Here is an 11,858-nt window from a genome sequence, read left to right on the forward strand (position 1 = left end):
CCAAAGCAATCCTTTATTTTATAACTACATAAGCAGCCAACACTACGGATACAACAACACAAACTATAAAGATCACCACCGCCCAATTAGGATATATTTTGGCCTCCCTGATCTTTTTATTGAAACGTTCTTCAAACTGTTCTATGGCCTTTTGGTGTTTGTCCATTTGATTTTGATGTGATTCTATAATGGATTTATATTCAGTTAGATCCATTTTAATCTTAGTGGTTTTAAGTTCCTCATTGATCTTTCCAAGCTTTTCAATCCCCTTATTAAAGTCGTTAAGTTCTTCAACCAATAATTTCGAAAGTTCCTCTATTCTTGTCATAACATTTATGTTTTTAGTATCCTATTCCTTTTTGTATCGCTTTTTTAAGGATGAACCTGGCAATTTTCAGACTAACGTTGGGTGTCAGATCAACCGCCTTGTCCATAAGTTTAACGGTTGCCGTTCTTGTTTTTGAGCTCAATTGGATTTCAGCTGTAGACCTGCCGGCTATTTGTTGGGCAATATTGCCAACGGACATGTTACGGTGCACCTCACTCCCCTTAAGGTTATGGCCATCAAACCCAAACCGAAATCCCTGGAGCTTGTTCTGTTTGTTTATGACCGGTATTACATCTACGCCATTAGCCTTCATAGCCTTTATATAATCATCCATCCCCCTGGGCTTGAGTTGGCTCATGGACAGGTCATGCCTGCGCTTTATCTCCGCCCTTATCTCCCTAAGGTTGAATTCCTTTTCAAACTGTACCTGCTTGACCGTTGTTAAATGCATGCGCTCTGCCACACGTTCCGCTGCTTGTTGGCTCCGTTTTCCAATGAAGCTATCGTTATAGGCCTGACCATTAAAGTCAATGCGGTTGACATATAGATGGATATGGGTATGCTCTTTGTCCCGATGCACAAAGGCAATGGACTGGCGTTCCTGAAGCTTCATTTCCTGGATAAACTGCCTTGCAATAGCCTCCAGCCCATCCTTTTCTAGCTTCTTACCGTCTTCAATGGTCGGACTGATAACAAAGGACAGGGTGTTCTTTTTGCAGTTATCGTTCAGGTCCTGGAGCATTTGAAATTCTTTGGTGATTTCATTTGGCGTTTCACCATATAAATATTCCTTTAAAATGACCTCTGCATCCTTTTCCTGGTTCCAACCATAGGACATCGATGCCCGTGTATGTGCTATGCTCTTACCCTTGCCTATCATTTTTGAAAATTGTTTAGATGTCTCTTAATTTCATTTGCCAATTCATGAACCTTTTGCGTGAGTTTTGGGTCTCGCTTTTTGAACATATTACCGATTGACTTAAAGTTGTTATGGTATTTAATCAGCATTTTATAGATATTGATATGCTCTTCACTAAACCGTTCGGTGATCTCCTTTTCAAAAATAGAGCGCCTGATGTATTCACTAAGGGTCAATCCCGTGCTTTTTGCCTTGACCTTCAATAGTTTCTTTTCGTAGACGGAACATCGAAACTTAACGAGTTCTTCCTTCCCCTTAAACACTCTTTTTTCTCTGCGACCTTCGGGAGCAGACGAGAATGTGTCCACAGACACACATCTCGAATTCCTACCCAAAACGATCTTCCCTTCCGTTGCACCTGTTTCCAATTCCAATGCAATACTATCCGAACCGTTAATCACATCGGTAGGAATCTCAAGCGTCCGTTTATCCTGTTCCTGAATTTCCGGGGGTATATATTCAAAATTAGCTTCCTCTAACATGGCACAGGTATTCGTTTAAATCTTTATGGTTTTTGTAAGTTTCCTTTTTGTCAGTTACAAAGGGAAAAATTTCTGTTAAATACCTAGTGGCCTTATCACCTGCCCTGTCATTATCCAAATAAAGTAAGATTCTAACATAATGATTAACATAATGATTAACATAATCCTCCACATCCCTTATAAAAGCAAGGGAATTGAGCACGATAATATCCGAAGTATTGGTTAGCTCTTTCTCTAATACCGTTAGTGAGAATAGATCGAACATACCTTCCACAATAACCAATTGCTTGCTGTCTCTTTTAATAAGACTATAGGTTTTGGGACTGCTGCAATTTTTGACAATCCTATTGCGAAGTTCCCACCCTCCTTTTATGCTCTCCAGTCCAATAGCAAAGAATAGATTTGAATTGTATTTATACCATACTTGTTTACAGTAAACTTTCGCTACTGACAACGGTATAGATCTTGAACTTAAGTACTGGATCAATGCCGGATGCGTTATCTCCTGTATCTTGACCACCTCGACAATAGATATATTCTCCTTAAATGGTATCTGTTGCTGCTGAAAAGAAAAAGAGGTTGGATTATCGCTTAAAAACATCAGAGCATGTTTTACCGGACAGCTTAAGACAAGTATTACGAGATCAATTACATTGCCACCAATACCCAGCCCATGATCGTACCATCTGTTCTTTCTTTTAGACACTTTCAAAGAGGCTTGTGTTTCTGACCTGAAAGGACTCAGAAACCAAGCTTCTTGTTCCGTTTCCCTATTGGGAAAGTGCCCTAATTTTTCCAGTGCTTTTTCCACTGGAAAATTACGGGCTGTTTCACAATTTATTTTTCTTTTCATCTGCATAATTTTTATTGTTTTTTATCGGTAAGATGTAATTCGCTATGAAGCATTTCCAGTTCATACTTAGAAAAGTTATGGCTCATTTCATAAGCCAATAGGTTTTTAAGTTTATTTTGATGTTTTGATGACAATTCTTTGTTAACCCTAATAAACACAAGGGTTTTGCTTGTCATCAAATTGACATCACTTCATCACTTTTTAATTTTATTTATCTCTATCTATCATCATTATTTATTTTGATGACTTAAAGATGATATAATGATGACAGCCTCAGCCCTTATAAACAGCGAGCTTTTAATCATCTGTCATCAATTCATCAAAATTTTTAATCAGGAAATCCTTTTCAATAGTAAAATAGCGTCCCTTAGCTGGAATTAGGTTAAAACTACCATCAGCCCAGATCACCAGTTTTTGATATCGGTTGGAATTTCCTTGATTCATTAATTTCCAATCGTTTTTAAACATCCTTCTAAGCTGGGTATGATCAGATTTAACTCGTGTGGTATTTAAAAGCTGCACAGCGTCGTAAGAACACATATTAATTGTATTAACATCTAAATGCTCCATAGCATTAAGCAATATGCTGGCCAGTTCCTTCTCTACGCGATTCCGGTTATTACGAATCAATCGCAGCAAGGCTTTAGTCATAAGTTGTTGAGGCTGGAACCACATGCGTGTGACATGCCTGGAGCTTAGTTTCCTATGGATTAAAAAATGTAAAAAGGCTGGAATTTCACTGATTAGATTATCTAAGAAGTCTGTTTCTTCCTGTGTTATAGATGGGATTTTCAATACCCAGAACCGGGTTTCATTAGCATCAATTTTGATAAAATTATCTTCATTGTTGCTGCATAAAATAAACTTACCAAAAAACTCAACTTCTCGCTTATCTCTACCTTTGGCCTCCAACATATTGGTATTAGTCGTGCTTAGGTATTTAATACGTTCGGTAAGCTCTTCTCTATTAAACAACACTTCATCAATACATATCAGCAGCTTATTCACCCAATCTGCATTAAATGGACTCCCAAAACTATCATTGGTTAGATAAGTGAGATTATTTTCAAACATAGCCTTCAGCCACTTCAGAAAAGTACTTTTACCTGTAGTTCGCTCTTTAGAAACCAAGCATAAAATGGGTAAAACCTGAACAGGCCGCATATAGAGGATTTGAAGATAGTCCAGACCTAATTCAAATTGAGGCCCGAAAATATGCTTGACAAATTTTAAAGTCGTTTCTATTTCTCCCTCCTGTGGAGATCTTGATAACGGCGAATAGGTATTATAAAACCCGAAGTATTCCTGTTGGTATTCCAAATGGCTTGGTATGCAGGTAAAACCGTCATACTTTGGTATTTTACTCAGGTAGTTCTTACCATGGTCATGCTTTATGGTGTCCAAAGTCCAATGAACCAGAATTTCATTAAAATGACCTGCAATAGTCGGAGCTTTGACACGCTTATAATAGGACGTGCCTACACGTACATAAGGTATCTGTTTCATGATAAATATTTTTATTGAATTACCCTACCGTGCCCCTTGGTTTCCAGTATTAAACAAAGTTCTTGATTCGAGATTTTGTTGTGGATTACGATTGTTTTGAAGTAACCAGTCCACAAGCTTCTTCTTTTCAAAAAAGAGCATTTTACCATTGGGCTTGGAATGTGGAATTTTTCCGGAAGCTGTTAGTTTATAAAGATAGCTTCGAGATATGCCAGTATAATCACTGGCCTCATCAAAGGTCAATACCTCTTTTTGGCCAATGAGCAATTTTTCTAAACGGTCAAGCCGTTCCAATATTAATAGATTGTCCATTTTTATTGTTTTTAGGTTAATAAAATGAACAAAGGCCTTTGTTTTCCCTTATGGGAGTGTGGAAATAAAAGTATAAAACAGAGCTTTTGAAAGAAGAAAAAACTTAAAATATTTATTCACATATATTTGACAAACAGCAAATTAAAACAGTTCTTTTCAGGCTATATAACAAAAACTATTACTTCGTTTTTCTTCTATCTTATTCATATCAATTGACACTAATTAAAATGGCAAAAAATTGCAGTTTTCAGGACGTATTTTGAGTTATTAACAATGAAGTTCATGTTCTTTAGAAAATTCCAGGAATAAAAACGCAGATTAGAGAGAGTGTACTTAGGCCAAATGCTTGATTTCAACCTTTGAAAAATTCAATCTTATTGGAAACACACATGACAGAAATGTTAAATTAAGTTAAATCAATAAAAATTTTATTAATTATTATTTCCGCGTGCAAATTGCGTGCAAATGAAAAGGCTTCAAAAGAGTAAAACTCTCTGAAGCCTTGCTATCACTGTGGAGAAGATCGGGCTCGAACCGACGACCTCTTGACTGCCAGTCAAGCGCTCTAGCCAACTGAGCTACATCCCCATTTACAGTATATGTAGTGTTTTCAAGGCTTTACAAACATTTTAGAGTATTTTACCCTATTTGCATACACCTGCAAAACAGCGCAAATATATGCATTTTAATGCAAAAACCCACCACTAAAACCCACCACCAACTAAAAAATATTTTGATACGAAATTGAGTACAAATATGGTATATTAGCTTTAAACAAATTAAACACAAAGATTGGTTTACAAGGAACAAAATAAATACAACCAATGGTCAAATTTAGAAGAGACAGCTAAAAATGAACTGCATAAAAAACAAAACTGAACTTGAAGAAAATGGATATTCCATTTTATCTGACCTTTATTCGGACTACGAAATAAAACAGATTTTAGCTTGTATCGAAAATACTGAACAGGATGGAAATTCATTTATGAAAACAAAGGATTTATTTGCAATTAGGCAATTAATAAAAAATATTCCTGAACTAACTGATTTGTTATTTAACACAAAACTAACCCAATTACTCTCTGAACTTTCCGAATCCGAATACTTCTTAACAAAGGCAATTTATTTTGACAAACCTAACAAATCTAATTGGTTTGTTGCTTACCATCAAGATTTGAGCATTTCCGTTGACAAAAAAGCAGATCTAAAAAACTACTTAAACTGGACTATCAAACAAGGACAATATGGAGTTCAGCCACCAATTGAAATTTTACAAGACACAATAACAATCCGAATTCATTTAGACAAAACAGACAAAAATAATGGTGCTTTAAAAGTAATCCCTAAATCGCATTTAAAAGGAATAGTTCGCACTAACTCAAAAGATTGGAATATCGAAAACGAATTCATCTGTGAGGTGGAAAAAGGAGGAGCAATGCTAATGAAGCCTCTTACCTTACATGCTTCAGACAGGACGACAAATGGAAAAAAAAAGAAGGGTAATACATTTAGAGTTTAATAAACATTATTTGACTAAACCGTTAAGTTGGTCGGAACTATTCAAAATAAAAAAAGCTAATACGCGCAAAGAATACAATTAAAATCATCCAAATGAAACAAAAACTTTTATTGACATTACTATTGATTTTCACAATTAAATTATTTTCCCAAGATTCTAAATTTACTTTTGAGGCCAATTACCCCACTCCAATAGATAATAATTTTCTTGGAAAAGAATCTTATGGGATAATTGATGTAGGTTTAAAATACAAGGCTGTAGATATAAAACCCGTTAAACTAGGAATTAGCTTAAATGGAGGCGTTTTAATCAACAACTCCAATCAAAATAACGGGCCTCTAGATTTTTTAGTCACTACATATACAATCCAACCTAAGGGTTTTGCCGAACTCAACATAAATGCAATAAAAAAATTAAAACCTTTTATAGGTTTGGGGTATACATTTATGATCTTTCAAGTTTCAGGCACTAATAATGGATTTGATGTCTCTGGTGAATCAGAGACTCAAAGCGGATTTGGAACTAACCTTGGCATAGCATACGATATTAGCAACAAGTTATTCATTCAAGTTCAATATGACTTTACAAAGCTTAATGTTGATAATGTTCCAGATATAAAATACAATACAAATGTTAACCTTTTAAAAATTGGTTTGGGGTTAAAAATTTAAGCCTTTTAAATACTCCACCTAAAAAAGAAACCGTAATATTAAAAACAGTAAAACTTAGTTAAAAATTCAAAACAAATCTTGAGCAGAGCATTAAAAAATGGATTTACAATATTTATCATTGCTTTAATCGCAGTTTCTGGTTTTATTGTTTTTGGACTTTACTTAATGGAAATTGAAGATCACTACGGAGCTTACCAAGAAATTTATTATATATCAAAAGATTCAGACATTATAGTTAATGAAGAAACGTTTGAATTTGGTGTAGTAGAAAAAAACTGGAAAAGGCTAAACATAAGAACAAAAAACAAAGATTCAACGGACTTATACACATTTGTGACCAGAGCAAGTTATTATTCAAACATAAAAATATACAGACCCAAAACAGAAATTGTTCCTATAGAGAAAATGAACTATTCAGATGTTCAAAAATTAATAAACGAAAAGAAAATTAAACTAATATTCGAACATCAAAATGACTAAGTTAATCAGACAGCTAAGGAACATCTTTATTATACTCTCTATAGTGACTATTCTATTGGTTTCAGGATTTATGTACATTCTTAAAATTAATGGAATTACTGAGTTTAATCCTAATAATCCTAAATATGAGCCGCTAGTTTCCAAAGACGATAAACGAACTCCTGAATTTGAAAAAGGATTGAATATATTCTTAAACGACTGTGAAAAATGTCACGTTACAAAAGGCAACCTTCACGATTATTTAGAAGGAATTGTTGACAAAGTCGGCATAAACTATTTAAAATTATACTTAACAAAGCAAGATTCATTGATTGAAAACAAAAATCCATACGCTCTTGCCCTAAAAGATAATTGGGGAAACCAACCTAATTCTCATAATTTCGCCTACTCGACTAACGAATTAAACTTATTGATCGAATATTTAAAATAAAATGACACCATTTCCAGTTACGGCATCTACTATCTCGGCAAAAGCCTTAGGTGAATTTATAAAAGACAAATATCAATTTACCAAAGATTTGAAGTGTGAACTATTTAGAACCGGAATAAATCACACCTATTTTCTATCAGATAACAATACAAAATACGCCTTAAGAGTTTACAGTCATAACTGGAGAACAAAATTGGAAATCCTCGAAGAGATAAAACTTTTAAATTTATTGAACCAGAACAATTTAAGTGTTTCTTTTCCGATTAAAGACAAGAACGGTGCGTTTATTCAAGAGATCAATGCACCCGAAGGCATCAGATACCTAATCCTTTTCTCCTTTGCGAAAGGAGATAAAATTCGATTTTTGGATAAAGAGACTTGTTCTAAAATAGGTTCTCTAATGGCCAAAATGCATAACCTTACCTTAAACACTATCATTAACCGAGTTACTTACAATAAAAAATCGCTTATAGAATTACCTTATGAGCATTTAAAATAATTTTTTTCAGAACAATTACCTGAAATGAAGTTTATCAAGGCGATTGGAAAGAGTTTTCAAAACCTTGATTTTAACAACACAAAAAAAGGAGTTGTTCATATGGATATTTGGTACGATAATATGGCTGTGACTAACGAAAAAGAAATTACAATTTTTGACTTTGATTTTTGTGGAAATGGAGCACAAATTTTAGATCTTGGATATTTTTGCAAACAACTATTTCATATTGAAGCCGACAAAAAAGAATACGAGCGAAAAATGAAATACTTTTTGGAAGGCTATCAAAGTATTAGACTATTATCGGATGATGAGCTGAAATTAATTCCCCAAGCAGGCTTAGCTGTTTATGTTTTTTATCTTGGTGTCCAGGCACAAAGGTTTGATTGGTCAAATATCTTTTTATCCGAAAACTATCTCAAAATGTTCTATGTAGCAAGACTAAAATCTTGGATTGAATACAATAATATTGAAATAACAACGTAGATCAACAAGAATGAACCACATTATTAGGAAAGGCTACAAAACAACTTAAAGAGTATTCTGCTAAGGAAGGCTACAGTATCATATCGAAAAAACCCTATCATCATTTTAAAATATAAAAGTACAAAACGATTTATTATGTTAATTCCAGCATAGGAGTTATCTTTAGAGAAGAATAAGACACCCTTATTTTTCATGTTATGGTAGTAACCTAAGAAAGAATTTAATGAAGCAATTTATTTTTTTACTATTTACAACAACACTTGTATCGTGTATAGCAACAAAGCCAATTAATGGAACTACCGTAACCGAATACAATAGGTATTCCGAACCAACTCACCCAATAACCAAGTCATTGTTTGATGACAAAAGTGCAACTATTTCTGAAGAGAATATTCAAAAAATTCTAGAAGGAGAATACAAGCTACCAAATAACCTAAGGGTTTCTATTGTTAAGCTTGAAAGCATTCAAAACCAACGGAGATACTATTGGAATAACGAAAACTATTTAAAATCGCAACAAGCATATTTAGATTTGTTTTCTGAAATATTCAAACAATCAAATAGAATAAATAAGGTTTCCGTAATACCCGATTTACTAATTTCAAGTTCTCCTACATTTACAAGTATAAGAGAATCTGCGGTTAGAACACAATCTGACATTGTGGTAATATATTCAATAGCTAGTGACATATATTCTAATTATAAATTGTTTGCAAAATCCGACATAAAAGCTTTTGCCACAACACAACTAATTATTTTAGATGTTAGAACAGGCCTGATCCCTTTTTCGACAATTGTAACAAAAGATTTTCAATCAAAAAAACAAGACGGTGAAATAAGCGAAAGTGAAGCAGTTAACAGAATTAAAGACAAAGCTGTTCTTTTAACCATTGAAGAAATTGGACAGCAATTAAATAGTTTTTTAAAGAAATGAAAAACATCCTAGTGCTAGTTTTCCTAGTTTTCTTTTGCGATATACTACCAGCACAGGAATCTTTTTCGCATTCAGTTGGAGCTGGTGGTTTTATAGGAACCAGAAAAGCATCACTCCATGCAATTGGAGTGGTTTATTCGCCTAGATTAAATTTAATAAACGTAGGTAAATCTTCAACTCTTTCGCTTGGTGCTAATTTTGGAATTGGTTATAATGTTGACAACAACTTTATTGAAGAAAATCAAATTACCTTTCACATACCGATTATTATAGACTATAATTTCGGACTTGCCAGCAGCAACAAAGCACAGCAAAATAAGAGCGGGGGCTTTTTGGGCATTGGATACAGTTTTGAACAAACAGGAGAAAGGCTTAATAATGGAAACTTCAATGACCCAACACTTATTAAGAAATTCATGAATGGCCCCCTGGCAAATATTGGTTACCGATTTAAAATTGGATCTAAACCATTCGTAATTCGATTGTCATATCTATATGGAACTGGAGATTTTGAAGGAGGATATTTAACAACATTATCGTTACAATATATTTTTAAGTGAAAACTATTATTATTTTTTCTTTTATGCTAAGTCAAGCTATCTATTCTCAAACCGTGAACTTAGATAGCATCCATACTTTGGAAATAAAAAAGATTGAAATAAATAATGGTCTTAGAACCCGAGTTAATAGATCAAGTAAAAAAGAAAACGATAAAATCATTAGCATCAAATGTATTATTAGATCGAACGATAAAGATTCTATCGACATAAACGCATTTAGTTTGATTGACACCGAAAACAAAGTAAGATACAGGTTATCCGACTACCAAGCACATAAAGGGAGGTCTGTTATAGGATTTGGTCATACTCACGAATCTTACTTAAAATCAAAATTGGTAGACAAAAAAGGAAAACCCTACAAACTACTCCCCAAATACGATCCGTCGAAAAAAGACTCTTTTAATACTTTTAAATTTGAGGGCTATGAAAATTGTGAAACCAGAACATACTTTGGAACCAACCGAAGACATTCGGCAAATGACCTATTTGAAAAACAAAAAAGGTTAATTTCTGTGGTGTACTACCCACACTCTAAACCCAAATGGGAACAATTTGTGTGTTTCTTAAGTTTTCCTTGTTTGAACTCTGATAACCAACCAAAACTTGAACTTTATTATGGGAATAAGTTTATCTCAAAGATTAGAAAATAATGTACAGCAAAGCAATTTTTAAATACTTCATAGATATAAATATATTCAATGTCCCCTTTAGTTTGGTTATCGGATTAATGTCTGGTGTTTTTTGGAGTATCGTTATTTTTTCCTCCGTGGGTATTTTAATAGGTTCTCTAGGCTATCAAACTTTTAAAAAGAACGAATATTACGCCTATCACAACCTTGGGTTTACAAAAGCTGCTCTTTTAAAAAAAGTATGGATGTTCAATACGATAATCTCTCTTTTGCTCTTTCTAATCTCACTAATGTTCAGATAAATGGATACCTTAAAAGTAACCAACATTAACAAATCATACGGAAAGAATACCGTTTTAAAGAACGTTGAACTTGATTGCAAAATAGGCGAGATTATTGGGATATTTGGCCGTAACGGAACAGGTAAATCGACATTGTTAAAATTAATATTCGGAACGGTAAAAGCCGATGCTATCCTTATAAAAATAAATTCAGATAACTTTTTACAAAAAGAAATAATCCCCTCAAAAAAGATAGGCTACCTACCACAAGACTCTTTTTTACCAAAGGAACGGAAAGTAAGAGAAATAATCCCTATATTCTTTCCTAATGGAGATGACCAAGACGCTGTTTTTTATGCTCCTCGAGTATCAAGTTTTGAAAAAACAAAAGTTGGAAAACTATCATTAGGGCAATTACGCTATCTTGAATTATTAATAATTGGAAACCTAGATCATCCGTTCTTATTGTTGGACGAGCCATTTTCAATGATCGAACCGATTTATAAAGATGTAATTAAGGATTTATTACTAAAGCTTAAGAAATCAAAAGGAATAATTCTAACAGACCATTACTACGATGATGTGCTAGACATAACAGATAAAAATTTCGTTATAAAAGATGCCGAAAAAATTGAAATAATAGATAAGGACGACCTAATAAAACATGAATATTTGAGGTCGAACGAATAACAATATTTTAGATTACCAAAAACTGAATTAAAAACCAATACAAATCAGATGAGTAAACTATCAGTAGTTTTTATAATTATGTTATTCTGGTCACAGTCTTATGGACAAAAACCAAGAGCAAGAGATTTGGGAATCCCTTTTGAAGGAACGACAGGTAAATTCAATGCTATTACAGATGTGAAAGGGGTATCTGTTGGACATTCAACCATAATTGGCTATTTCGGCGTGACCATGCCACGTATTTCGGTCAAACAGTGCCACTTTGAGAGATCCTGCAATGAT

Annotated in this window: 16 protein-coding genes, 1 tRNA gene and 1 pseudogene; 11 read left to right on the forward strand and 7 right to left on the reverse strand. The window is 33.7% G+C overall.

Going from position 1 to position 11,858, the window contains the following annotated elements; all coding sequences use genetic code 11:
- Positions 1-13: 13 nt before the first annotated feature.
- From ABD792_RS04575 to ABD792_RS04605, 7 genes are all read right to left on the reverse strand, one after another.
- Positions 14-328, reverse strand: coding sequence for a DUF6730 family protein (locus ABD792_RS04575; RefSeq protein WP_345004633.1), 315 nt, complete (start codon positions 326-328; stop codon positions 14-16).
- A gap of 13 nt (positions 329-341) precedes the next feature.
- Positions 342-1,208, reverse strand: a complete 867-nt coding sequence (locus ABD792_RS04580; protein ID WP_345004634.1) for a relaxase/mobilization nuclease domain-containing protein — start codon at positions 1,206-1,208, stop codon at positions 342-344.
- Positions 1,205-1,729 carry a mobilization protein MbpA gene (gene mbpA / locus ABD792_RS04585; protein WP_345004635.1) on the reverse strand — a complete coding sequence of 175 codons (525 nt, stop codon included), beginning with the start codon at positions 1,727-1,729 and terminating at the stop codon, positions 1,205-1,207. Before mbpA ends, ABD792_RS04580 begins: the two co-directional genes overlap by 4 nt.
- Positions 1,713-2,582 (reverse strand): toprim domain-containing protein, encoded by an 870-nt coding sequence (locus tag ABD792_RS04590; RefSeq protein WP_345004636.1) that lies wholly within the window; start codon positions 2,580-2,582, stop codon positions 1,713-1,715. Before ABD792_RS04590 ends, mbpA begins: the two co-directional genes overlap by 17 nt.
- Before the next feature lie 297 nt (positions 2,583-2,879).
- A complete protein-coding gene (locus ABD792_RS04595) occupies positions 2,880-4,088 on the reverse strand; it encodes a primase-helicase family protein (RefSeq protein WP_345004637.1) in 1,209 nt (402 codons plus the stop codon).
- A 24-nt stretch (positions 4,089-4,112) separates the two neighbouring features.
- Entirely contained in the window at positions 4,113-4,400 is a 288-nt protein-coding gene (locus tag ABD792_RS04600) for a helix-turn-helix domain-containing protein (RefSeq protein WP_345004638.1), read from the reverse strand.
- Between the two features lie 514 nt (positions 4,401-4,914).
- Positions 4,915-4,988: transfer RNA gene (locus tag ABD792_RS04605), tRNA-Ala, on the reverse strand.
- A 265-nt stretch (positions 4,989-5,253) separates the two neighbouring features.
- Between ABD792_RS04605 and ABD792_RS04610 the strand changes: the two genes are divergently transcribed.
- From ABD792_RS04610 to ABD792_RS04660, 11 genes and pseudogenes are all read left to right on the forward strand, one after another.
- Positions 5,254-5,919 (forward strand): phytanoyl-CoA dioxygenase family protein, encoded by a 666-nt coding sequence (locus tag ABD792_RS04610; protein WP_345004640.1) that lies wholly within the window; start codon positions 5,254-5,256, stop codon positions 5,917-5,919.
- Between the two features lie 92 nt (positions 5,920-6,011).
- Positions 6,012-6,590 carry an outer membrane protein gene (locus ABD792_RS04615; RefSeq protein WP_345004641.1) on the forward strand — a complete coding sequence of 193 codons (579 nt, stop codon included), beginning with the start codon at positions 6,012-6,014 and terminating at the stop codon, positions 6,588-6,590.
- A 78-nt stretch (positions 6,591-6,668) separates the two neighbouring features.
- Positions 6,669-7,070 (forward strand): hypothetical protein, encoded by a 402-nt coding sequence (locus ABD792_RS04620; protein ID WP_345004642.1) that lies wholly within the window; start codon positions 6,669-6,671, stop codon positions 7,068-7,070.
- Entirely contained in the window at positions 7,063-7,500 is a 438-nt protein-coding gene (locus ABD792_RS04625) for a hypothetical protein (protein ID WP_345004643.1), read from the forward strand. The genes ABD792_RS04620 and ABD792_RS04625 overlap by 8 nt, the downstream gene beginning before the upstream one ends.
- Position 7,501: 1 nt before the next feature.
- Complete coding sequence (locus tag ABD792_RS04630) at positions 7,502-7,999, forward strand: protein kinase family protein (RefSeq protein ID WP_345004644.1); 498 nt, start codon at positions 7,502-7,504, stop codon at positions 7,997-7,999.
- A 24-nt stretch (positions 8,000-8,023) separates the two neighbouring features.
- Positions 8,024-8,482: a phosphotransferase gene (locus ABD792_RS04635; protein ID WP_345004645.1), complete on the forward strand. Its 459-nt coding sequence runs from the start codon at positions 8,024-8,026 to the stop codon at positions 8,480-8,482.
- Between the two features lie 223 nt (positions 8,483-8,705).
- Entirely contained in the window at positions 8,706-9,416 is a 711-nt protein-coding gene (locus ABD792_RS04640; protein ID WP_345004646.1) for a hypothetical protein, read from the forward strand.
- Positions 9,413-9,976 carry a hypothetical protein gene (locus ABD792_RS04645; protein ID WP_345004647.1) on the forward strand — a complete coding sequence of 188 codons (564 nt, stop codon included), beginning with the start codon at positions 9,413-9,415 and terminating at the stop codon, positions 9,974-9,976. Before ABD792_RS04640 ends, ABD792_RS04645 begins: the two co-directional genes overlap by 4 nt.
- A complete protein-coding gene (locus ABD792_RS04650; RefSeq protein WP_345004648.1) occupies positions 9,973-10,626 on the forward strand; it encodes a hypothetical protein in 654 nt (217 codons plus the stop codon). Before ABD792_RS04645 ends, ABD792_RS04650 begins: the two co-directional genes overlap by 4 nt.
- A gap of 281 nt (positions 10,627-10,907) precedes the next feature.
- The gene (locus tag ABD792_RS04655; protein WP_345004649.1) at positions 10,908-11,576 is read left to right on the forward strand and encodes an ATP-binding cassette domain-containing protein; all 669 of its coding nucleotides are present in this window, start codon (positions 10,908-10,910) and stop codon (positions 11,574-11,576) included.
- 48 nt (positions 11,577-11,624) lie between these two features.
- Positions 11,625-11,858 (forward strand): annotated as a pseudogene (locus ABD792_RS04660) (hypothetical protein); the annotation flags it as partial.

Source organism: Snuella lapsa, from assembly GCF_039539345.1.
Lineage (GTDB): Bacteria > Bacteroidota > Bacteroidia > Flavobacteriales > Flavobacteriaceae > Snuella > Snuella lapsa.